We start from the raw sequence: 22,099 nt of genomic DNA, 5'->3' as shown, positions 1-22,099 counted from the left end.
AGCCGCCTGGACAGCCAATGGAGAATCCCCCGTGGGTGCAACCGTAGTGCGCGAGAAGGCGGAGGCGGGAGAGACCACCTTCGCCGTGCTCGGCCCTCTTGAGGCCCGCCGCGACGGCAGCCTGGTCCCGCTCGGGCCCTTCAAGCAGCGCGTGCTCCTGTCCCTGCTGCTCTGCCACGCCAACAGGATCGTCCCGGTGGACCAGCTCAGCACCGCGGCGTGGAGCGAGGAGCCCCCCAGGACCGCGCTGAAGAACGTCCAGGTCTACGTGTCCGCGCTGCGCAAGAACGTGCTCGGGGAGGCCGACCGCGACCGGCTGGCCTACCGTCCTCCCGGCTACCAGCTACGGCTCGGTCCCCAGCAGCTCGACATCCTCGTCTACGAGACCCTGGCCCGCAGGGGCCGCCAGCACCTGCGCGACCGCGAGATCACCAAGGCGGTGGGCCCGCTCCACGAGGCTCTGCGGCTCTGGCGGGGCGACCCCCTGCCCGACATGGCGCACGTGCCGCTGATCAGCGACGAGCTCTCCCGGCTGCGCAGCGAGCGCATGTCGGTGTACGAGGACTGGGCCGAGGCGGAGCTCAGCCTCGGACACCACACGCACATCATCGGCTCCCTGGAGGAGAACGTCCGGCGCCACCCGCTCAGGGAACGGCTGCGCAGCACGCAGATGATCGCACTGTTCCGCTGCGGGCGGCAGTCGGAGGCCCTGGCGCAGTACGAGGACATGCGCCAGACACTGGCCCGGGAACTCGGCCTCCAGCCCAGCCCGGTCCTCGAACGGCTCTACCGGGCGATCCTCGCGGGTGACCCGTCCCTGGACGGCCCGTCGGCCGGGGGCCCGCCACACCTCGGCGGCGCGGCCGTGATCAGGTCGCACCCCACCGCGGGCCACGGCCAGGAGGTGATCGCCCACCTCAGCCAGCTCCCCCGCGACCTGGCCGACTTCACCGGCCGCCGCGAGAGCGTCCAGGACATCCTCGACGTCTTCCGCGCCCGCCGGCACAGCCCGCCGGTGGTGATCTCCGGCCCGGCGGGAGCGGGCAAGACCGCGCTGGCCGTGCACTCCGCCCACCTGCTGCGCGAGCGCTTCCGCGACGGGCAGCTCTTCGTACGGCTGCGCACGGCGGGTGGCCGGGAGCGTTCGATTCCCGATGTGCTGGCCGAGATCCTGCGCACCTGCGGCTTCGAGGGCGACCCTCCGCGCCGGGCCGGCGAGCGGGTCGCCGCCTGCCGGGCCTGGCTGGCCGAGCGCAGCATCCTGCTGATCTTCGACGAGGCGTCCACCGCGGCGCAGATACGGCCCCTGCTCCCCGGTACCGGGGACAACGGAGTGCTGATCACGAGCAGGAGGCGGCTGAGCGCCCTGGAGTCGGCGCACCACGTGGCGCTGGAGACCTTCACCCCCGCGGAAGGCGTCGAGTTGCTACGGCGGACCGCCGGTGCCGAGCGCGTCGACGCCGACCCCGCGGCCGCCCTGCGCGTGGTCGGCACCTGCGCCAACCTTCCGCTCGCCGTCCGCATCGCCGGGGCGCGACTGGCCGCCCACCGTCACGTCAGGCTCTCCCTGTTCGCCGACCGCCTCGCCGACGAGCACTCGCTGCTGGACGAGCTGTCGGTGGACGACCTGTCACTGCGCACCTGCGCGGCCACCTACGAGCGCGATCTCGGCCCCGAACTGTGGACCTCGCTGCGGCGCCTGGGCGCGCTGCCGAGCGGCGAGTTCACCGCCGACGATCTGGCCGCGCTGCTCGACTCGGACGTGCGGCTGGCCGCCGACGTCGCCGACAGGCTCGCCGAGGCCAACGTGGTCACCGCGGAGCCCAGCCCCTCCCCGGTCTATCTGATCGCCGACTGGCTGCGCCTGTACGCACGGGAGCGGCTGCAGCGGGAGGAGTCGGCGCCCCAGCGCACCGCGGCCGGGGAGCGGCTACGCCGCGCCCGCACCCGCGCGTAGCCCGGCACGGCGCCCGTCCCCCTAAGGCATGTCACACGATGAATGGGCAGATAAAAGGACTTCCTCTATTTTGCCTAACGGACCACCGGCGAACTCCCCGCCCAGAGAAAGGGAATTCATCCGGCGGCCAAAAATCCCGGCCACTCCCTCCCGAATTCCGCTTTTCCGGCTAACCCGATATCATCCGGCAGTCCCGATACGGCCATGCATAACCGGCCGGTTTACAGATCCATAAAAACCTGCCTACGAGGGCCGGGTCCCGCATCCGCGCGGAATCCGGCCCTCGTCGCCCGCGGCGGTTCACCGGCACCGGTGGACCGCCATGGCGCGCCGGATCCAGGAGATCATGACCGGCGTCGTCACCCGCGGCGGTTCACCAGCGCTGGTGGACCTGGGGGCGGATCAGCTCGTCGTAGATCTCCCGCACACCCTGGAGAGTGGCCTCGGGCAGCGCGTCGAACGCGGCGGCGGCCGCGTTGGCACGGGCCTGGGCCGGGTTGCGCGCACCGGGGATGACCACGGAGACGCCGGGCTGGTCGATGATCCAGCGCAGCGCGAACTGCGCCATGGTGATCTGGGGCGGCACCAGCGGGGCCAGGCGGCGCACCGCCTCCAGGCCGGTGGCGTAGTCGACCCCGGAGAAGGTCTCGCCGACGTCGAAGGACTCGCCGTGCCGGTTGAAGGTGCGGTGGTCGTCGGCGGCGAAGACCGTGGACTCGTCGTACTTGCCGGACAGCAGACCGCTGGCCAGCGGGACGCGGGCGATGATGCCGACCCCGGCGGCGGCCGCCGCCGGGAGCACCTTCTCCAGCGGCTTGAGCCGGAAGGCGTTGAGGATGATCTGAACGGTGGCCACGTTCGGCCGGGCGATCGCGGTCAACGCCTCCTCGCAGGTCTCCACGCTCACCCCGTAGGCGGCCACACGGCCCTCCCCCACGATGGTGTCGAGGGCGTCGAAGACCTCGTCCGAGGAGTAGACCGGGGTGGGCGGACAGTGCAACTGCACCAGGTCGAGGGTGTCGACGCCGAGATTGGCCCGGGAGCGGTCGGTCCAGGCCCGGAAGTTGTCCAGGGTGTAGGCGGACGGCTCCTGGGCGACACGGCGGCCCATCTTGGTGGCCACGGTCAGCCCGGGCCTGTCCTTGATCAACTGCGAGACGATCTGCTCGCTCCGTCCGTCGCCGTACACGTCGGCGGTGTCGACGAAGGTGACCCCGGAGTCCACGGCCGTGTTGAGGGTGGCCAGCGCCTCGTCCTCGCCGACCTCACCCCAGTCGGCCCCCAACTGCCACGCGCCGAGCCCGACGACGCCGATCTGCCTGCCGGTTCTACCCAATTCACGCTGCTGCACATCAGCGATCGTAGCCCGCGCGACGCGATGGGATCACCGGTGTCCGGGGCGGGGCGGTCCCGGCCGCCCCGCCATGGGCAATCCTCACCAAACGGGCGTGAAACGCCTGCTACTCCGGTGTCTTCGACACCACATGGGCGTCAGGCCCAGGAAAAACGAGGCTCTCGTGCTGGTCGTCCTCCCAGCGGACCACGTAGGGCGGGCTTCCGTCCTGGTGATGGAGTTCGACGATGAACCCGATCTTGCGAGGGTCGCCGCTGTGGGTCCCCTCCACGATCAGCTTGTCACCTATGGTTGCCTTCACTGTGGCCTCCTGGATCACAGGTGCCGGCTCTCCGGGCATCCCTCTCCTCCCATGGCACCATCCCGAGGCGCATACGTCCAGGTGGGAGGCACATTGGGGCGGCCGAACGGTTCGGCCGGCCGCGGAATTCCCGCATATGAGCCGACACTGGGATAGTGAGGCCATGCACGCACTCGACGTTCTCGGTGACCCCGTCCGGCGCCGGATCCTGGAGTTGCTCGCCGATGGCGAGCGGGCGGCCGGCGAAATCAGCGCCGTGGTGCAGGAGGAGTTCGGGATCTCCCAGCCCGGCGTCTCGCAGCACCTGCGCGTGCTGCGGGACAACGGGTTCGCGACCGTGCGCGCCCAGGGAACACGGCGCCTGTACGCCGTCGACCCCGCCCCGCTACGGGAGGTGGACAGGTGGCTCGACCGCTACCGGCACTTCTGGACCCAGCGCCTCGACGCCCTGGGCACCGAGATCGCACGGGGAAAGCGGGAGCGCCGCGCCGGAGAGGCCCGCTGAGGCCGTCCCCGCCCGGAGGGCCGCAGAGGCGCACAGGCGTAACGGAGGGCGAGACGACATCTCTATTGACGGAACCTTTGGGAGCGGTCTAGCGTGGCGGAAGAACCACCAGCCGCAGGAGAGAACCATGACCCAGGTAGCCGTACCAGGCTCCGGGTCCAGCCTGCCCTGCTTCAGGGATCCGATGCGGATCCGCCCACCGCGCAAGGGCCTGCGCCCAGGTACCGCCGCCGGGGATCCGCAGACTCCCTTCTGACCCTGGCGTCGCGGCGGGCTCCGCCGCACGACCGGTTCGTGCGGCCTCTCCCGTCGCGTTCCCGCCCGGATCACGTGTCCCGCCCCGGCGAGCACTTTCTGAGACGACCCCGAGCACTCGGAGCGCATCATGACCACAGACCTTTCCTCATCCCCCATTACCGGCCCCTCCGCCTGGCGCGGTGACGAGCTGGCCGGATCGACCGAGTGGATCTACCTTCTCAACGACGCCGAGCGTGAGGAGCTGGAAACCCTCGGCCGCCGGTTCGTCGAGGACGACCCCGACCTGCGCGACGTGACCGCGGAGAGCTACCCGCTCGTCGCCGCGCGCGGCATGATCGAGGAGTGCGCGCGGCAGATGGACGCCGGGCGCGGCTTCATCCTGGTCCGCGGCCTGCGCACCGCCGAGTACGGCGACACGCTGGCCGGCGCGATCTTCTTCCTGATGGGCCTGCACCTCGGCACGCCGATGGAGCAGAACCAGCTCGGCAACGTGCTCGACCACGTCATCGCGACCTCCAACAAGACGCTCGACGACCCCGGAGCGCTGCCGTCGCGGGTGCGCGACCGGCTGCCCTTCCACTCCGACAGCTCCGACGTGGTGGCGCTGCTGTGCCTGCGCGCGTCCAAGGAGGGCGGCTCCAGCAGCCTGGTGAGCGGCACGACGATCTACAACGAGATCCTGCGCCGCCGCCCCGACCTCGCTCCCCTGCTGTTCGAGCCCTGGCACTGGGACTGGCGGGGCCAGGACCCCGACGCCCTCTCGGACACCTACGTCTCCCCGATCTGCAGCTACGTCGACGGGGTCTTCAGCACCTACGCGGGCAGCACGATGATCTTCTCTGCCCAGAAGTACCCCGGCGTGCCGCAGCTCACCGAGGCGCAGATCGAGCTGCTGCACCTCTACGACGAGATCACCCAGGAGCAGGGGCTCCCGATCGACATGGACTTCCAGCCGGGTGACGTCCAGTGGCTGCTGAACTACGCCGCCCTGCACTCGCGGACCAGCTACGTCGACTGGCCCGAGCCGGAGCGCCGCCGGCACCTGCTGCGCCTGTGGCTCAAGCGCGACGTGGGCCGCCCGCTCGTGGAGGGGTTCGGCAAGAACGTCGTGAAGGCGAGGGGTGACGGGGAGGGCAAGAAGCCGCTGCCGGGCGGCAGCTTCCGCATCGCCGAGGCGGTCGTGCCCAACCAGGACTGGGGCAACTGACCCGCGCCACACAGAAGAGACGGCCGGTGGGATCTCTCCCACCGGCCGTCTCACGTTCGGGGCCTTCGGACGCCCCCCAGCAGCCCTCAGGGGCCTCTCGGTGCCCTTTCCGGCACGAGAGGCCCCTGAGGGTCATTTCGGCCCACCTAAGCCCTTACTGATGCTTTGGGAGCCTTTATTGGTTTGATCGACCTAAAGGGAACTTAGGGCTGGGTGTCGAGTTGTCGCCGTACCTCGCCGCTGTCCCAGTAGTCGGTGCGGTGCGCGATCAGGCCGTCGGCGTCGACCCGGAACCTGAACACCCCGCGCACCACCACCGGCCTGCCGCCCGCCGAGGCCAGCCGGAACGACATCCGGTAGGCGAGCGACGCCCGGTCGCCCTCGACGAGGAGGTCCTCGACCTCGTAGCGTAGATCCACGAAGTCGGCCAGGAAACCGGTGAGGTTGGCGCGGTAGCCGTGCCTGCCGGTCACGCTCCGCCCCAGGGCCGAGGTGTGCTCGTTGACGAAGTCCTCGCTCACGCAGGCCGCGACCGCATCGGCGTCGTGCGCGTTGAGCGCCTCGACGTACCGTGCGACCGCGGCCCGGGTGAGCTGTCCGCTCAGGAGGGGTTCGCCCACAGCTTGCGCACCGTGTTGAAGACCTGCTGGTTGTGGGAGATCTCGATGACGTTGCCGTCGGGGTCCTTCAGCGCGCAGATGTAGCCGACCGGGTCGGGCATGTCGCGCGGTTCCCAGTGCAGGCAGCCCAGCTCGCGCGCCCGCTCGGCGATGCCGTCCACGTCGGTGCGCTCGGGCACCTCGATGCCGATGTGCGCGAACGGCGTCAGCAGCCCCAGCTGCCCGCCCTTGTCCTTGTTGAACGAGACGAGCACCAGGACCATCGGGGTCTCAACCTGCTTGTCGTTGGAGAGCCAGGCGCTCTCACCGTCGGCGTCGCGGAACCGCTCGACGACCACCAGCGGCGTCAGCGACGTGTAGAACTCGATCGCCTTGTCGAGGTCGCCGGTGGGCAGCGCGACATGGGTCCATCTCGCCTGGGTCAGATCACTCATTGATTCCTCCAAATATCGTGTGTTTCACTGCGGGTGGTCATCGGGGCTCGGCCCGGTCGTCAGGTAGATCCCCGTTCGAACGGTTGGCCGAGCGCCCTGGGTTCACGGTTCTGGTTCGCGAAGAGCAGCATCGCCAGCAGCGCGAGCAGGTACGGCGCCACCACGAGCAGCTGCGAGTTCATCGTCAGGCCCAGCGCCGGCAGCGCCAGGCGCATGGCGTCGGCCAGGCCGAAGAGCGCGCAGCCGATCAGGGTCCGCCGCAGCCGCCAGGCACCGAAGATCACCGCCGCGATGACGATGTACCCGCGCCCGGCGGTCATGTTCTGGTTGAACGAGCCGACCTCGCCGACCGCCAGGTACGCGCCTCCCAGCCCGGCCAGCGCGCCGCACCACAGCAGCGCCTGGCGGCGGCGCAGGTTGACCCGGATACCGGTGACGTCGGCGGCCTGGGGCTGCTCGCCGACCGCTCGCAGTTCCAGGCCCCACCTGCTGCGTTCCACCAGCCACCAGGTCAGCGGGATGAGGACGATCAGCAGGTAGACCGGCCAGCGCTCGACGAACAGCGGGTGGCCGATCAGCGGGATGTCGCGCAGCCAGGGGATGCTGACCTGCGACACCTGGTGCGACTCGAACGAGCTGACCGTGATCAGGTAACTGGTCAGCCCGAGCACGAGGGCGTTGAGCACCAGGCCGATCACAAAGGTGTTGATCTCCAGCCGGTGTGAGAGGTTGCCGTGCACGAACCCGATCAGGAGCCCGATCAGCACGCCCGCGACCAGCCCGGTGGTGGCACTGCCGGTGGCGCTGGCCGTGGCGACCGAGCCGAACGCGGCGCCCAGCATCATCGCCTCGACGGAGATGTTCATCGCGCCGGCCCGCTCGGCGAGGTACTCCCCGCACGCCGCGAAGGCCAGCGGAACGGTGAGCCTGATCCCGCTGGACAGGATGGTGGAGATGTCGTCTACGGCGATCACAGCGCGGCCCCCTCTGCGACGGGCGCGGGCCGGTGCTCGGCGCGCGCGGTACGGACACCGGCCCTGCGACGCCGGATCATGGCGACGATGACGGGCGGAGCGACGAAGGCCAGCACCAGCAGGGCCTTGACCACGTCCACGAGGAACGGGGGCACACCGGTCGCGGCGAGGAAGCCGCCGCCGGAACGCAGCACGCCGAAGAGCAGGGCGACGGGTACGGTCAGCAGCGGCCGGTTACGCGCGACCAGGGCCACCAGCATGCCGTCCCAGCCGATGTTCATCGCTATGCCCGGCTGAAGCCGGTTGACTCCCACCGGGCTGGCCAGCAGCACGGCCCCGGCCAGACCGGCGAAGGCACCGGAGATGGCCAGCGCCATACCGCCCAGCGCGTTGACGCGCACCCCCGCGTGCTTGGCGGCGAGCGGGTTGAGGCCGAGCATGGTGAGCCGGAACCCCCACCGGGTGCGGGCGAGCGCCACCGCGACCACCACGGCGCCGACCAGCGCCAGCAGCAGGCCCCCGTTGACCTGAAGGTTGGGGTACTCACCGACCGAGCCGAGCAGCGCGCCGGCCGGCAGCGGGTTGGACTGCGGCGAGACGATGGCATCCCCGATCCGCGACTCCTGCAGCAGCCACGACGTGTTCACCGCGAACGCGACGACCTGCTGGGCGATGAAGATCATCAGGAGCGTGCTGACCACGATGTTGACGCCGCGGATCCGGTACATCAGCGCGCTGAGGGCCGCCCAGGCGCCGCCCGCCAGCGAGGCGGTCAACAGGACGATCACCAGCAGCAGCGGCCCCGGGACCGCCAGGCGCAGGCCGACCCAGGCCCCGAAGAGGGCGCCGATCAGCACCTGGCCCTCCTGGCCGATGTTGAACGTGCCCGATCGGGCGCTGACGCAGGCGCCCACGGCGACCAGCAGCAGCGGTGCCGCGTACAGCAGCGTGGAGGTCCAGGCCGTCCAGTTGGCCATGCTGCCCTCGAAGAGGGCCTGCACCGACGCCAGGGGAGATCCCCCGGTGACGGCGATCAGCAGTGACGACAGGGAGAGCGCCACGAGCACGCCCGCGGTGGTCGCCAGGCCGGTCTGCCAGCCGCCCGCACTCGGGGTGAGGAAGGCCAGCAGGCGACGCCCGGAGGTGTCGTCCGTGCCGGGAGCCGGCTGGGACTTTCGCCCCGGCTTCTGGGGGGAGTCCTGGCGGAGGTCCTCGCGGACTTCGTTCACGCGGCCACCCCGCCCACCAGCATCCCGAGCCGCTCGGCCGTGGCCTCCCCGGTGGAGAGCACACCGGTGATCTTCCCGGAGGAGATCACCGCGATCCTGGAGGAGAGCGCCATGACCTCCTCCAGTTCGGTGGATATCAGCAACACGGCCACTCCTCCTGACGCGACGTCGCGCAATCGCCGGTACATGTCCTCGATGGCCCCCACGTCCAGCCCGTGCGTGGGCTGCGCGGCGACCAGCACGAGCGGTCCCGCCGAGAGTTCACGGGCGAGCACGACCCGCTGCTGGTTGCCTCCCGACAGGCTGCGCACCGGGGTGTCCATCGACGGGGTGACGATGTTGAACTCGGCCGCCAGGCGGCGGGCCACCTCATGCGTCTTCCTGCGGCTGACGAACGCGCGGCCGCTCACCGCGTTCAGCGACTTCATGACCAGGTTCTCGGCGACGCTCATGTCCAGCACCACCCCGGATGCGTGCCGGTCCTCCGGCACGATGCCGAGTCCGGCCGCGTGCAGCGCCCCCGGGCGGTTCAGGTCCACCTGCCTGCCGGAGATCTCGACAGACCCGGCGTCCGGGACGACGAGCCCGGACAGCACGTCGCCCAGGTTCGACTGGCCGTTGCCCTCGACCCCGTACAGGCCGACGATCTCGCCGGGGGCGACGTCCAGGTCGAGGTCGGACAGCACGCGCACCCCGTCGACGGTGACGGTCAGGCCGCGCAGCCGCAGCGCGGCCACCGAGGACTCCGCTTTACCCGCTCCGGATTCACCCGTCCGCGGGGTGTCGACCGGCAGCAGGCCGAGCGCCGCGGCCTCGCTGCCCAGGGATACCTCCCTGCCCACCATCTGGCGGGCCAGTTCCTGCGGCCCCGTCTCCGCGGTCGCGCTCTGGAAGACGACCCTCCCCTTGCGCAGCACGGTCACCCGGTCGGTGGCCGCGGCGATCTCCGCCAGCTTGTGGCTGATCAGGATGACCGCACGGTTCTCCGAACGGACCACGTGGCGCAGCACACCGAACAGCTCGGCCGACTCCGCCTGGGTCAGCACGGACGTCGGCTCGTCGAGGATGAGCACCGACGGATCCCGGCGCAGGCATTTGATCAGCTCGACCCGCTGCCGCTCGCCCGCGGAGAGCCGTTCGACCCTGGCCAGCGGGTCGATCGGCAGGCCGTAGCGCTGGGAGACGTCCCGCACCTGGTCACAGGCGGCGGCCTTGTCGATCTTCCCGGTGTCCCCCAGGATGACGTTCTCCCAGACCGTCAGCGGATTGATCAGGCTGAAGTGCTGGTGCACCATGCCGATGCCGAGAGCCACGGCCTCCTGCGGGCTGCCGATGTCGACGGGCCCGTCATGATGCAGGATGGTCCCGGCGTCCCGCTGGACGAGGCCCAGCAGGATCTTCATGAGCGTCGACTTTCCGGCCCCGTTCTCACCGAGCAGACCGTGGATCTCGCCCTGGTGCACGGCGAGATCCACGGCGTCGCAGGCGACGACCGGACCGTAGCTCTTGCTGATTCCCCGCAGCCGCAGCGCGGGCGCCGATGGCGGGGTGAGCTCCCTCGCCCGTTCGTCCTCTGTCATCTCAGGAACCGAGCCTCTTCACCGTCTCCGTGGTGTCGATCTTCTTGCTACCGACGTCGGCGATGAAGGCCTTCAGCTTCTCGTTCTGCTCGGGGGTCCCGTTACAGATCTTGACGGTCGGGAACGGGTCGACGCCGAGCGTCCAGACCTTCTCCACGCCCATCTGCAGCTTCGCGGCGGCGAGTTCCTCCAGCGCGGCCTTGAAGTAGTCTCCGGGGCTGAAGAGCACCGAGATGTCGAACTTGGGCTTGGTGGAGTCGCACCGGTCGGTACCGGGGGTGAGGGTGAGGACCCCGTTGGCGTTGGCCAGCTCCGCCGCCGCGTCGGTGGCGCCGCCGAGGTAGGGGTAGATGACCTTGACACCCTGGCTGATCTGCGCCTGGGTGGCCTCCTTGGCCTTGGCGGAGTCGTTGAGGTCTCCGCTGTAGGTGGTCGTCAGCGTGGCCTCCGGAATCACCAGCCGGATGCCGGCCTTGAACGCGGCGGACGCGGTGACGGTGAAGTCGGCCTCGGGGCCGGTCACGAACCCGGCCTTGGTGTCGCCGTTGTCCTTCATGATCAGGCCCGCCGCGTACCCCGCGGCCAGCATGCTCTGGTCGGCCCGGTCGGTGGAAAGCATGATCTTCGGGGTCTGCAGGATGTTGTCGGCGGACGGCACGTACCAGGCGGTGTTCGCGCACACCGGCTCCTCCGAGGCCGGGATCGCGTCCCGGAGCTCCGAGGCGCCGAGGGCAACCATGTCGACCTTCTGCTGGCAGAGCGCCCGCGCGGCGTTGAGCGCCTCGCTGGTGTTGACGCTGCCGCGCTTGATGATCGTCCAGCCCTTCTCCGCGGCGTACGCCTCCGCCGTGTCGACGAAGCTCTGGTAGTAGCCCTTGTCGTTGATGTCACCCGGGCTCAGCACCCCGATGACGACCTTGCCGTCGCCGTTGATGTCCGGCTGACCCGGTAGCACGTTGCCGCCCTCGGTCTTCGCGCTCGCGTCGGCCGGGGCGGGGGCCGTGGCCTGGGGCGCGGTGGCGTCGTTGCTCGCGCACCCGGCGAGCGCCAGCGCGCTCAGGCAGGCGGTCAGTGCGGCCGTGGCCCGGCCCCTTCGATAGTATGCGGCCATGACGATCCTCTCGATCTGAATGCTCGCGCACCGCCCACGGTGCGCGAGTGGGGGATGAATCTTGGTCGCCGGCGGGGTGCGGGCTTTAGCGGAGCCCCTCCCTGCCTGCGCGACAGGTCAGGCGAGCACCTCCTCGCCACCCGGCAGATCGGCGTAGGCGATGCGGTCCTGGCTGAAAGTCGACTCCGGCGACGCCGCGACGAACCAGGGAAAGCCCATTCTGCCGACCGCGTGCACCTTGGTCGGGTCGATCCTGGTGGGGGACGCCATGATCGACTCGTCCACCGTTATGCAGACCACCTCGGCCAGCACGATGTGCACACCCGAGAAGCAGGAGGAGGAGTCCCCCCGGTCGATGACCTCGCGCACCCGGCACTCCAGGTGCGCCGGGCTGTCGGCCAGCGACGGGGGCTGGACGACCTGCGACGGCACGGTCCGCCAGCCGACGAGGTCGGCCTCGTCGACGCCGGCCGGATACTCCCTGGCCACCGTCTCGATGTGGTCGGCCAGGGCGGTCGTGGTCACGTTGATCACGAACTCGCCCGAGGCGTTCAGATTCACCCAGCTGTCCTTGGGCTCGTCCGTCGCCTCCCTGACCGAGCCCACCGTGACCGCGACGAGCGGGGGTTCTCCGGAGACCGGCATGTAGTAGCTGAACGGGGCGACGTTCACGCCGCCCTTGGCGTCCAGCGTGGTGATCATCGCGATCGGGCGCGGCACGACGAGCTGGGAGAGCAATCCCTGCTTCTGCGCCGGCGTCCTGTCTGCGAGATCGATGATCCTCATCCGTGTACTCCTTGGATGTATTCTTCCGCCGACAGGGCCTGCCAGCGGTGGGGAACGTCGATACCGGTCCTGCGGAGCAGCGCGGCGGACCGTGCCTGCGCCTCCTCCGACAGGGCTTCGAGATCGACGGTGGTGATCCGGCGGTCGCGCACGACCACCTGACCGTCGACGAGGACGTCCCGGACCGTGTGGCTCGGGGCGCCCCAGACGAGGTGGGTCGCGAGGTCACCGCGCGGGGCCCAGACAGGGTCCCCGGTGTCCAGGACCACGAGGTCCGCGGCCTTGCCGACCTCGATCGAGCCGACGAGGTCGCCCAGGCCCACCGCGGCGGCGCCGTCGATCGTGGCCAGCGCGAACACCTGGTCGGCGCGGAGGACGGGCCGCACGTCGCGGTCGCGCTCCAGCGCGGCCAGCAACCACGCGGCACGCAGCAGATCGGGCACGTCGCCCGCGTTGTGGGAGTCACAGCCCAGGGCGACCCTGCCGCCTCGGCGTACGAGCTCGGCGTGCCGGCCGGCGCGGGTGTAGCCCTGGCCGAGGCGCAGGTAGGCCCCGGGGCAGGATGCCACCGCGGTCCGCGTCTCGACGAGGGCGTCCAGCTCCGCGTCGTCGAGCCAGACGGCGTGGCCGAGCACCAGCCTCGGGCCCAGCACGCCCAGCTGCCCGAAGTGGAGCACCGGCCGCCTGCCCGCGCGCCGCGCGTAGGCGTGGACGTCCGCCTCGCCCGGCGAGATGTGCCAGGTGAGACCGACATCCAGCCGCTCGGCCAGCTCGGCGGCGCCGGTGAACAACTCGTCGCTCGCCAGATCGTGCCCCACCAGGGTGACCCAGCCGGTGACGGTCCCGCCTGGCGGCAGCGCGCGTACCGTCTCCTCCTGCAGGGCCAGGGTCTCGGCCGCGGGCAGCGCGTGAAGGGCGCCGGGCACGTCCCAGCCCCACCGGCCGACCCGGCCGCGGATGCCGGCCGCCCGGAGCCCCGCCGCCACCCGCAGCGGGTGGGCGACGGTGCCCGGCTCCAGGATGGTGGTGACCCCGCGCAGGAGCGACTCGGCGGCGGTCAGGGTGGCGGACAGCTCGTCGTCGTCGCCGGTGACCTTGCCGTGCAGCGGGACGATCCAGTCGAAGATCGACTCCTGGGAGTCGATGTCGTCCGGGATCATGCTGCGCACCAGCGGGTCGGCGGTGGTGTGCTGGTGGGCGTTGACCAGGCCCGGGATGACGACACAGCCGCCCGCGTCGAGTTCGGCCGCGCCGGGGAAGTCCTTCCGCAGGGTGGCGGCGGGACCGATCGCGGCGATGCGCCCGTCGGCGACGGCGACGGTGGCGCCGGTGACCACCTCGCGACGCGGCGACATCGTCACCACGTCCCCGCCGACGATCAGCAGAGCGACGTCATGCCCCGCTCGACCCGGCTGCGTTGCCCGCTCCTCCGTCATGGCCGCACCAGCACCCTGCCGACCAGATCGCGCGAGCGCTCCAGCCCGAAGCTCTCGTGCAGGTCTTCCAGGCCGCACTCGGCGGCGCGGAGGGTGCGCATGCCTCCCGCGAAGTACGCGTCGAGCATGGCGGTGAAGTCAGCCGAGGTGTAGGCGCCGGCGCCCAGCAGGCGGAGCCCTCGGTGGTAGATCTCGGCGAGGGAGAGGGAGACCTGGTCGCCGCTGGTGTTGCCGAAGGTCACCAGCCTGCCGCCGATCCGCAGGCAGCTCAGGGAGTGCCGCCAGGTGGCGGCGCCCACGTGATCGAGGACGACGTCGGCACCCCTGCCGCCCGTGTAGTCGCGGACCGCGTCGGCTATCGGGGCGTCGTTGCGTAGCAGCAGGTCGGCACCGAGCCCGGCCGCGACGGCGAGCTTCTCGTCGCTTCCGGCCACGGCCACCACCCGGGCGCCGGCCCGCTTGGCCAGCTGGATCGCGGCGATGCTGACGGAGCCGGCGGCGCCCTGGATCACCACGCAGTCGCCGGCGGTCACCTTCCCGACGGCGTAGGTGGCGTTCCAGGCGGTGCTCCACGGGGTGGGCAGCGCCGCGGCCTCGTCGAGGTCGACGTGGTCCGGCACCGGGTGCGCCAGGTCGGCGGGGACCGCCACGAACTCGGCGTAGCCGCCCGGCATGTTCCCGCCGATGACCCGCAGCCGGACGCAGTGGCCGCGGTCACCGGCCAGGCAGTGCGGGCACGATCCGCAGCCCACCGTAGGATCGACCACGACCCGGTCTCCGGCCGTCAGGCCGGTGACCGCCGATCCGATCGCCGCCACGTGGCCGGCGATGTCCATGCCGGCGATGTGCGGCAGGCTGAAGCCGGGGAGCACCCCGGGGCCGCGCCGCTGGAGCAGGTCGAGCCGGTTGAGGGCGCAGACGCCGACCCGGACGACCACGTCGAGCGGACCGGGCTCGGGGTCGGCGACCTGTTGAACGCTCACCGCCTCCGGACCTCCGAAGGCCGTCTGGACCAGTGCTCGCAACTCTAACCCTCCAAGCGATCGTTATTCACGATGGCATCTCGCATTGTGATTCATCGCCCGCAATGCGTCGTACTCTGCCGCCGCTCCGATAGGCGTGTCAATGCCTCCGGAGCCAACTGCCCCGCGCGTCACATGCTTGTTACATGCGTGCCGCGTGGCGCGAATATGTGCAGGTTGGAACGCTGCCATTTAACAGCCGCTCCGTCACTGTCACGTTCATTCCACGGGCGACCGGTCGAGCAGACGTACCGCGACAGCCTTCTCCTGCGTGTACTCCCGCATGGCGGCGTATCCGCCGCCACGGCTGAAGCCGCTGTCCCTCTGCATGTTGAAGGGGAAGCCGATGACCCCGGCGTCGGCGAACTGGTTGACCGAGACCTGCCCCGAGCGCACCTCCTGGGCCAGGCGCAGCGCCCGGGAGACGTCGCTCGTCCAGATGCACGCCAGCAGGCCGAAGTCGGTGTCGTTCATCATCTCCACCGCCTGCCGGGCGCCGGAGAACTCCTGCACCGCGAGCACCGGGCCGAACACCTCCTCCCTGGACAGCCGGGAGCGCGGGTCCACGCCGTCGAAGAGCGACGGCTGGACGAACCAGCCGCCGTCCGCCCGCTGCGCGGGGCCACCCCCGGCGACCAGGCGGGCACCCTCGGCGGGGGCACTCTCCAGGAAGCCGAGCACCCGGCGGTACTGCGCCTCGTTGACCAGCGGCCCCATGTCGAGGTCGGCGTCCCACGGACCGATCCGCACGGCGCGCATCGACTCCGCCACCCGCTCCACGACCTCGTCCCTGATGGACGCCTCGACGAGCAGCCTCGACCCCGCGTAGCAGTTCTGCCCGGCGTTCTCGGTGATGGAGCCCACGATCGCCGGGATCGCCACGTCGAGATCGGCATCGGCGAAGAGCACGTTGGGCGACTTGCCGCCCAGCTCCAGCTTGACCGGGACCAGGTTGTCCGCCGCGGCCCGCATGATCGCACGGCCGGTGGTCGTGGAGCCGACGAAACTGATGTGGTTCACCTCGGAGTGGGAGGTGAGCGCGGCACCGGCGTCGGCGCCGACTCCGGTGAGCACGTTGAGCACGCCCGGCGGGAAACCGGCCCGCCGCGCCAGCTCCGCCAGCGCGAACGGCGCCAGCGGCGCCACCTCCGAGGGCTTGAGCACCACCGTGTTGCCCGCGGCCAGCGCGGGGGCCACGTTGGCCGCGGTGAGCACTGCCGGAACGTTCCAAGGGATGATGACCGCGCAGACGCCGTACGGCTCCTGCAGGGTGTAGCCAAGGTAGTCGGGGGTGCGGGTGGGAAGAGTCACGCCGGTCAGCTTGTCGGCGGCGCCCGCGAAGTACTCGATGATGCCCTGGGCGATGAAGATGTTCATCCGGCCACCCGACAGCGGCTTGCCGACGTCTCGGGCCTCGAAGCGGGCGAGGTCCTCGACATGCTCGCCGATCAGCTCCGACCAGCGGCGCAGCAGCCTGCCGCGCTCGGAGGCCGAGGTCGCGGCCCAGCCGGGGAAGGCCCGTCTGGCGGCCGCCACGGCGTCGTCCACGTCCGCTCGGCCCGCGCAGGCCACCGTCTGGATGGTCTGGCCGGTGGCGGGGTCGGCGATGTCGAGCTCACCGGCGTCGCGAGCGGCTGCCCACTCTCCGTCGATCAGTTGCTGGGCGGATGGGATCACAAGTTCGGCCATGTCGGAATCCTTGACCCCCCTTGTTCTGCATGTCAAGATGCCATCTCGTTTTATGAAAATAGCTGTGGAGGATCCGTGCGTATCACCGCCGCCGTTCTGGAGGCCTCCGGAGGGTCCTTCGCCCTCCGGGAGACAGAACTCGAAGAGCCCCGTCCCGACGAGGTGCTGGTCCGGGTGAGCAGCACCGGCATCTGCGGTACCGACCTGGAGTTCGCCACCTTCTTCCCCACCCCCGCGGTGCTCGGCCACGAGGGCGCCGGGGTCGTGGAGCGGGTCGGCTCGCGGGTGACCTCGGTGGCCCCCGGTGACCACGTGGCGATGAGCTTCACCTCCTGCGGCGCCTGCCCCCTCTGCCTGACCGGCTCCCCCGCCTACTGCCGGAGCTTCGACGCCCTCAACTTCGGCGGCAGGCGGCCCGACGGCTCCTCGGCGCTCTCCCTGGACGGCGCGCCGGTCAACGGCCACTTCCTCGGGCAGTCGTCCTTCGCCACGCACGTCGTGGCGACCGAGCGCGCCGTCGTTCCCATCGACAAGAGCATCGACCTGACCCATGTCGGCCCGTTCGGCTGCGGCCTGCAGACCGGCGCGGGCGGGGTGTTCAACGTGCTGCGCCCGTCCCCCGGCTCCTCGATCGCCGTCTTCGGGGCCGGCGCGGTGGGGGTCGCGGCGATCATCGCGGCGGCGATCAGCGGCTGCTCGGTCGTCGCGGCGGTCGACGTCAACGCCGCCAAGCTGGAGGCCGCCCGCGGCTACGGAGCGACGCACACGGTCGACTCCTCCGCCTCCGGCTCGGCCGAGGCGCTGCGTGAGATCGCACCGCACGGCTTCGACTTCGTCATCGACACCACCGGCCGCCAGGACGTGCTGCGCACCGCCGTCGAGGCGCTCGGCCCGCTCGGCCGGTGCGGCGTGATCGGCGTCGGCCCCAGCCAGGAGATGAGCTTCGACTGGCGCAGTATCCTCAACGGACGCACCGTCACCGGGATCATCGGCGGCAGCAGCCTCCCCCAGGTGTTCCTGCCCAGGCTGCTGGATCTGTACGTCGCGGGACGCTTCCCGGTGGACAGGATGATGACGTCCTACCCCTTCGAGCGGATCAACGAGGCGATCGCCGACCTGCGCGCCGGTAGGACCGCGAAGGCCGTCCTGACCTTCTGAGCTCCCGGTCCTCGCCGGAGACCGTGTGACATCGCTGCGATATGCGAGACATTGTCTCGTGATCCGCACGTGAGTAGACTTCCGGCACCCAGACACCCAGTGGCGCGGCTGGGCAACACCGCGCATCGTTCGTATGGATATGGGGCCTGTGCGCCATGACCCAGCAGGTTGACTTCGACCACCACTCCGCGGCGTGCACCGCGGACCCGGTCACCTACTACGACTCCTTTCGCGAGCAGTGCCCGGTCGGCCGGACCCCGGCCCACGGCGGCTTCGTCTACACGACCCGCTACGCGGACGTGACCAGGATCGCCCGCGACGACGACACCTTCTCCTCCTCCAGGGCCTCCTCGGGCGAGGACCGGGTCGCGATCGTCATCCCCAGCGGGCCGGGCCTGGAGCAGTACCCGATCGAGTTGGACCCTCCACAGGCCACCGAGTACCGCGACCTGATCAACCCCCTGCTCACCCCGGACGCCGTCGACCGGCTACGGCCGATGATCGCCAGGCACGCCACGCGCGTCGTCGACGCGTTCATCGAGCACGGCTCGGCCGACTTCGTCCGTGATCTGACCAACCCGCTGCCCGCCGCGGTCACCCTGGACTGGCTGGGCTTCCCCGAGGAGGACTGGGCCCGGCTGGCCGGGCCGATCCACGACATCTTCGCCGCGCCCGCCGACAGCGACAGGGCCCGCAGGGGCGCCGAGGGCCTCGCCTACATGGAACGGCGGATCCGCGAGATCATCCGGCTACGCCGGACCGAACCCGCCTCGGACGCGACGAGCGTCCTGGCCGCACAGCACCGTCCCGACGGCACCCCGTACGGCGAGGACGAACTGGTGTCGGTGATCGGGCTGCTCATCGCGGGCGGTGTCGACACCACCACGTCGCTGACCGGCAGCGTCCTCGTGCATCTGAGCCGCCACCCCGAGCAGCGGCGCCGCCTGATCGAGTCGCCCGACCTGCTCGACACGGCCACCGAGGAGTTCCTCCGGGCGTTCGCCCCCTCGCAGTCCATGGCGCGCACCGTACGCGCCGACACCGAGATCGGCGGGTGCCCGGTGCGGGCCGGCGAGCGCGTGCTGATCTCGTGGGTCGCCGCCAACCACGATCCGGCCGTCTTCCCCGACCCCGCCGAGGTGCGCCTGGACCGGGACGCCACCAGGCACCTCAGCTTCGGCATCGGCACGCACCGCTGCGCCGGCGCTCACCTGGCCCGCGCCATGTTCCGCGAGATGATCACCCAGGTGCTGACCAGGCTGCCCGAATTCCAGGTGCTCGAAGACGGGCTCGTCGCCTACCCCACGCGGGGAAACCAGTCCGGCTGGGACGCGATCCCCGCGATCTTCCCACCGGGACCCCGGCTGGGTGCCGGATCCGCGCCCGGCACCCAGCCGGCCTTCACCTCTTCTTTCAACAAGGCCGCCTCCTTCGAGGCGGTCGTCACCCGGGCCGAGCCGGTCGCCGACGGTGTGCTGGCGCTGACCCTGGCCAGGGCGGGCGGCGGCGAACTGCCCGCCTGGGAGCCCGGCGCGCACCTGGAGTTCCGCCTGCCGTCGGGCCGCGTCCGGCAGTACTCCCTGTGCGGCGACCCCGGGCAGCGAGACAGCTACCGGGTGGCGGTGCTGCGCGAGGAGAACGGCCGCGGCGGCTCGGCCGAGATGCACGAGATCGCCCGTGAGGGTGTCACCGTCGGCGTACGGGGACCGCGCAACCACTTCCCGCTGGTGGCCGCCGAGGACTACCTGTTCGTCGCCGGGGGTATCGGCATCACCCCGATCCTGGCCATGGTCCGCGCCGCCGCCCGCCGGGGCAGCCCCCTGCGCGCCGTCTACGGCGGGAGATCCCGCGCGTCCATGGCCTTCGGCGACGAACTGGTGGAGTGCGCGGGCGAGCGCGCCGAGCTGGTGCCACAGGACGAGTTCGGCCTTCCCGACCTGGACGCGATCCTGGCCTCGGCGGGGCCGGCCACCGCGATCTACTGCTGCGGCCCGTCCGGGATGATCGAGGCCGTTGAGCGGGTCTGCGAGCGCCTGGGCATCGGCGACCGGCTGCACGTCGAGCGCTTCACCGCCGGGGACGCCCCGGAGATGCTCTTCGACCCGGCGGCCAACACCGCCTTCGACGTCCACCTCGCCCGGACGGGGCGGACCGTGCGGGTCGAGCCCGACCAGCGCCTCATCGAGGCGATCCGCGAGGTCGCCCCCGGCCTCTCCTACGACTGTGAGAAGGGATACTGCGGCGCCTGCGAGACCCGGGTGCTCGCGGGAACGCCCGAGCACCGCGACTCGCTGCTGACCGCCGAGGAGCGGGAGGCGGGCCGGACCATGATGATCTGCGTCGGCCGCTCGTCGTCACCCCGCCTGGTCCTGGACCTCTGACGGTCCGGCGAGACTCGCAGGAAGCGAGGAGCGGGGGCGGAGGGGGAATCGCCCACGGGTTCCCCCTCCGCCCCTCGCACCTGTACCGCTCGCGCGGATCCGTCATACGATGCCGCACATGCCGAACTTGGGACCCGTGGAACTGCTGATCGTCGCCGTCCTGGTCGCGGTGATCCTGGTGATCGTCATCGGGGTCGTCATGGCCGCCAGGAAGGGCAACCAAGCGCCCATGCCCATGCCGACGCCCATGCCTACCCCGCAGGGGCTGCATGAGCTCGTCACCGGCCTGGTCCGCACGGGACGCAAGATCGAGGCGATCAAGGAGCTGCGCCGCCACACCGGGCTCAGCCTGCGGGACGCCAAGATGACCGTCGACGGCGTGGCCATGGGACACGACCTGTGGAGCCAACCCGCCATGACCCGGTTCAAGCCCGCCCAACCCACCGCTCTGCCGCACGCCGGTGCGGCGGGCCCCGATCTGGCCACCCGCGTGCGCGAACTCAAGGCCGCCGGCCGCGCCGAGCAGGCGGTCTATCTGGTGCGAGGCGAGACCGGCATGGGCGAGCGCGAGGCCGAGTTGTTCGTCGAAGCACTTTGAATCCGGGCGACCACCGGAAGCGGTGGCACGTACGGGGAAGGGATCGGTTCACCCCGCCCGCACGCGGGGTCCGGCGTCGGTGACGGATCGCTACCCCGTCGTGCCGAGCATGCCGTTGGGGTCGAGCACGAACTTGGACGCGGCGCCCTGGTCGAAGTCCTGATACCCCTGGGGTGCCCGCTCCAGCGGGATCGGCACCGCGTTGACCGCCTTCGCGATCTGCACCCTGTCGTGCAGGATCGCCTGCATCAGGTAGTAGTTGTAGCGCATGACGGGGCACTGGCCCGTGGTGAAGGAGAGTGACCTGGCCCAGCCGAGGCCGAGCCGGAGGGAGAGCGAGCCCTGCTTCGCCGCCTCGTCGTGGGCACCCGGGTCACCGGTCACGTACAGGCCGGGGATGCCGAGCGCGCCGCCCGCTCGGGTGATCTCCATGAGCGAGTTGAGCACGGTGGCCGGGCGTTCCTGTCCGGCGTCGGCGCCGTGGCCGCGCGCCTCGAAGCCGACGGCGTCGACGCCGCAGTCGACCTCCGGCACGCCGAGGATCTGCTCGATCTGGTCCCTGGGCTCGCCCCGTGACACGTCGACGGTCTCGCAGCCGAAGCTGCGGGCCTGCGCCAGGCGGTCCTTGTTCAGGTCGCCGACGATGACCGCGGCGGCCCCGAGGAGGAGCGCCGAGACCGCCGCGGCGAGCCCGACCGGGCCCGCACCCGCGATGTAGACGGTCGATCCCGGCTTCACCCCGGCGGTGACACAGCCGTGGAAGCCGGTCGGGAAGATGTCGGTGAGCATGGCCAGGTCGAGGATCTTCTCCATCGCCTGGTCCCTGTCCGGGAACTTGAGCAGGTTCCAGTCGGCATAGGGCACCAGGACGTACTGGGCCTGCCCGCCGACCCAGCCGCCCATGTCGACATACCCGTACGCCGAGCCCGGCCGGTCGGGGTTGACGTTCTCACAGATCCCGGTCTTGCCCTCCTTGCAGTTGCGGCAGCGGCCACAGGAGATGTTGAAGGGCACCGAGACGAGGTCGCCCACCTTCGTGAACTCCGCGTCCGGGCCGACCTCGACGACCTCTCCGGTGATCTCGTGGCCGAGCACGAGGCCGACGGGCGCGGTGGTGCGGCCACGGACCATGTGCTGGTCGCTGCCGCAGATGTTCGTCGCGACGGTCTTGACGATCGCCCCGTGCGGCACCTTGCGGCCCACGTTGGCGGGGTTGACCCCCGGGCCGTCCTTGAGCTCGAACTCGGGGTAGCCGATGTTCTGGACTTCCACCTTGCCCGGTCCCTGGTAGGAGACGGCTCTGTTGCTCGGCATGACGTCCTCCGTGTTCCCTCGTGGCGCCCTTCCACGTGATGCCCGGTGGAGCAGCCGGTCGTCGCCCGCGAGGGGGCTACGAGGGGGCTGTGACGGCCGAGTCCGGACCGGAGACAATGGCTCACTGTCCGTTTTCCACCATATACCCGCTGTTTTCGGCGCCACCTCGGGAGCCGGTCCCCGCG

General features: G+C 70.8%; 19 protein-coding genes. 6 read left to right on the top strand and 13 right to left on the bottom strand.

The annotated features are described in order from the left end of the window. Positions 1-31: 31 nt before the first annotated feature. Complete coding sequence (locus ABT061_RS41460; protein ID WP_350928614.1) at positions 32-1,957, top strand: AfsR/SARP family transcriptional regulator; 1,926 nt, start codon at positions 32-34, stop codon at positions 1,955-1,957. A 373-nt stretch (positions 1,958-2,330) separates the two neighbouring features. Here the strand turns inward: ABT061_RS41460 and ABT061_RS41455 are convergent, their stop codons facing one another. Both ABT061_RS41455 and ABT061_RS41450 read right to left on the bottom strand, forming a co-directional pair. Continuing rightward, positions 2,331-3,308 (bottom strand): aldo/keto reductase, encoded by a 978-nt coding sequence (locus ABT061_RS41455; protein WP_350928612.1) that lies wholly within the window; start codon positions 3,306-3,308, stop codon positions 2,331-2,333. A gap of 109 nt (positions 3,309-3,417) precedes the next feature. Next, positions 3,418-3,612, bottom strand: a complete 195-nt coding sequence (locus ABT061_RS41450) for a DUF1918 domain-containing protein (RefSeq protein ID WP_350928610.1) — start codon at positions 3,610-3,612, stop codon at positions 3,418-3,420. A 163-nt stretch (positions 3,613-3,775) separates the two neighbouring features. Between ABT061_RS41450 and ABT061_RS41445 the strand changes: the two genes are divergently transcribed. Both ABT061_RS41445 and ABT061_RS41440 read left to right on the top strand, forming a co-directional pair. Then, entirely contained in the window at positions 3,776-4,117 is a 342-nt protein-coding gene (locus ABT061_RS41445) for an ArsR/SmtB family transcription factor (protein WP_350928608.1), read from the top strand. 385 nt (positions 4,118-4,502) lie between these two features. After that, on the top strand, positions 4,503-5,582 hold the full coding sequence (locus ABT061_RS41440; protein ID WP_350928606.1) for a TauD/TfdA family dioxygenase: 1,080 nt from the start codon (positions 4,503-4,505) through the stop codon (positions 5,580-5,582). Between the two features lie 203 nt (positions 5,583-5,785). On the opposite strand, the gene ABT061_RS41435 is transcribed toward ABT061_RS41440, so the two are convergent. The 10 genes from ABT061_RS41435 to ABT061_RS41390 form a co-directional block, all read right to left on the bottom strand. Continuing rightward, a complete protein-coding gene (locus ABT061_RS41435; protein ID WP_350928604.1) occupies positions 5,786-6,202 on the bottom strand; it encodes a nuclear transport factor 2 family protein in 417 nt (138 codons plus the stop codon). Continuing rightward, entirely contained in the window at positions 6,184-6,636 is a 453-nt protein-coding gene (locus ABT061_RS41430) for a VOC family protein (protein ID WP_350928602.1), read from the bottom strand. The genes ABT061_RS41435 and ABT061_RS41430 overlap by 19 nt, the downstream gene beginning before the upstream one ends. Before the next feature lie 59 nt (positions 6,637-6,695). Then, positions 6,696-7,610 carry an ABC transporter permease gene (locus tag ABT061_RS41425; protein ID WP_350928600.1) on the bottom strand — a complete coding sequence of 305 codons (915 nt, stop codon included), beginning with the start codon at positions 7,608-7,610 and terminating at the stop codon, positions 6,696-6,698. Next, positions 7,607-8,839 (bottom strand): ABC transporter permease, encoded by a 1,233-nt coding sequence (locus tag ABT061_RS41420; protein WP_350928598.1) that lies wholly within the window; start codon positions 8,837-8,839, stop codon positions 7,607-7,609. Before ABT061_RS41420 ends, ABT061_RS41425 begins: the two co-directional genes overlap by 4 nt. Continuing rightward, complete coding sequence (locus ABT061_RS41415; protein WP_350928596.1) at positions 8,836-10,419, bottom strand: ABC transporter ATP-binding protein; 1,584 nt, start codon at positions 10,417-10,419, stop codon at positions 8,836-8,838. The genes ABT061_RS41420 and ABT061_RS41415 overlap by 4 nt, the downstream gene beginning before the upstream one ends. Before the next feature lies 1 nt (position 10,420). Continuing rightward, complete coding sequence (locus ABT061_RS41410; protein WP_350928594.1) at positions 10,421-11,530, bottom strand: BMP family ABC transporter substrate-binding protein; 1,110 nt, start codon at positions 11,528-11,530, stop codon at positions 10,421-10,423. Between the two features lie 117 nt (positions 11,531-11,647). Continuing rightward, on the bottom strand, positions 11,648-12,316 hold the full coding sequence (locus ABT061_RS41405) for a flavin reductase family protein (RefSeq protein WP_350928592.1): 669 nt from the start codon (positions 12,314-12,316) through the stop codon (positions 11,648-11,650). After that, positions 12,313-13,752 carry an amidohydrolase family protein gene (locus tag ABT061_RS41400; protein ID WP_350928590.1) on the bottom strand — a complete coding sequence of 480 codons (1,440 nt, stop codon included), beginning with the start codon at positions 13,750-13,752 and terminating at the stop codon, positions 12,313-12,315. Before ABT061_RS41400 ends, ABT061_RS41405 begins: the two co-directional genes overlap by 4 nt. After that, on the bottom strand, positions 13,749-14,735 hold the full coding sequence (locus tag ABT061_RS41395; RefSeq protein ID WP_350928588.1) for a zinc-binding dehydrogenase: 987 nt from the start codon (positions 14,733-14,735) through the stop codon (positions 13,749-13,751). Before ABT061_RS41395 ends, ABT061_RS41400 begins: the two co-directional genes overlap by 4 nt. A 258-nt stretch (positions 14,736-14,993) precedes the next feature. Next, complete coding sequence (locus ABT061_RS41390; RefSeq protein WP_350928586.1) at positions 14,994-16,463, bottom strand: aldehyde dehydrogenase family protein; 1,470 nt, start codon at positions 16,461-16,463, stop codon at positions 14,994-14,996. A gap of 75 nt (positions 16,464-16,538) precedes the next feature. Here ABT061_RS41390 and ABT061_RS41385 point away from each other — a divergent pair, with 75 nt between their 5' ends. The 3 genes from ABT061_RS41385 to ABT061_RS41375 all read left to right on the top strand — a co-directional run bounded on the left by ABT061_RS41385 (position 16,539) and on the right by ABT061_RS41375 (position 20,600). Beyond that, the gene (locus ABT061_RS41385; protein ID WP_350928584.1) at positions 16,539-17,621 is read left to right on the top strand and encodes an NAD(P)-dependent alcohol dehydrogenase; all 1,083 of its coding nucleotides are present in this window, start codon (positions 16,539-16,541) and stop codon (positions 17,619-17,621) included. Positions 17,622-17,776: 155 nt separating this feature from the next. Further along, the gene (locus ABT061_RS41380; RefSeq protein WP_350928582.1) at positions 17,777-20,002 is read left to right on the top strand and encodes a cytochrome P450/oxidoreductase; all 2,226 of its coding nucleotides are present in this window, start codon (positions 17,777-17,779) and stop codon (positions 20,000-20,002) included. A gap of 118 nt (positions 20,003-20,120) precedes the next feature. Continuing rightward, positions 20,121-20,600, top strand: a complete 480-nt coding sequence (locus tag ABT061_RS41375; RefSeq protein WP_350928580.1) for a hypothetical protein — start codon at positions 20,121-20,123, stop codon at positions 20,598-20,600. Between the two features lie 90 nt (positions 20,601-20,690). On the opposite strand, the gene fdhA is transcribed toward ABT061_RS41375, so the two are convergent. After that, entirely contained in the window at positions 20,691-21,914 is a 1,224-nt protein-coding gene (gene fdhA / locus ABT061_RS41370) for a formaldehyde dehydrogenase, glutathione-independent (RefSeq protein ID WP_350928578.1), read from the bottom strand. Positions 21,915-22,099 lie beyond the last annotated feature (185 nt).

This window comes from Streptosporangium sp. NPDC002544 (assembly GCF_040295965.1).
In the GTDB taxonomy this organism is placed as follows: Bacteria; Actinomycetota; Actinomycetes; order Streptosporangiales; family Streptosporangiaceae; genus Streptosporangium.
The sequence above is the reverse complement of the archived record's forward strand: the minus strand, read 5'-3'. Positions and strand labels throughout refer to the sequence as shown.

Bases quoted from the DNA above. Each gene is read 5' to 3' on its own strand.
- ABT061_RS41445 (WP_350928608.1), top strand. From the start codon at position 3,776: ATGCACGCACTCGACGTTCTCGGTGACCCCGTCCGGCGCCGGATCCTG.
- ABT061_RS41440 (WP_350928606.1), top strand. From the start codon at position 4,503: ATGACCACAGACCTTTCCTCATCCCCCATTACCGGCCCCTCCGCCTGG.
- ABT061_RS41430 (WP_350928602.1), bottom strand. From the start codon at position 6,636: ATGAGTGATCTGACCCAGGCGAGATGGACCCATGTCGCGCTGCCCACC.
- ABT061_RS41415 (WP_350928596.1), bottom strand. From the start codon at position 10,419: ATGACAGAGGACGAACGGGCGAGGGAGCTCACCCCGCCATCGGCGCCC.
- ABT061_RS41410 (WP_350928594.1), bottom strand. From the start codon at position 11,530: ATGGCCGCATACTATCGAAGGGGCCGGGCCACGGCCGCACTGACCGCC.
- ABT061_RS41405 (WP_350928592.1), bottom strand. From the start codon at position 12,316: ATGAGGATCATCGATCTCGCAGACAGGACGCCGGCGCAGAAGCAGGGA.
- ABT061_RS41400 (WP_350928590.1), bottom strand. From the start codon at position 13,752: ATGACGGAGGAGCGGGCAACGCAGCCGGGTCGAGCGGGGCATGACGTC.
- ABT061_RS41390 (WP_350928586.1), bottom strand. From the start codon at position 16,463: ATGGCCGAACTTGTGATCCCATCCGCCCAGCAACTGATCGACGGAGAG.
- ABT061_RS41380 (WP_350928582.1), top strand. From the start codon at position 17,777: ATGACCCAGCAGGTTGACTTCGACCACCACTCCGCGGCGTGCACCGCG.
- ABT061_RS41375 (WP_350928580.1), top strand. From the start codon at position 20,121: ATGCCGAACTTGGGACCCGTGGAACTGCTGATCGTCGCCGTCCTGGTC.
- fdhA (WP_350928578.1), bottom strand. From the start codon at position 21,914: ATGCCGAGCAACAGAGCCGTCTCCTACCAGGGACCGGGCAAGGTGGAA.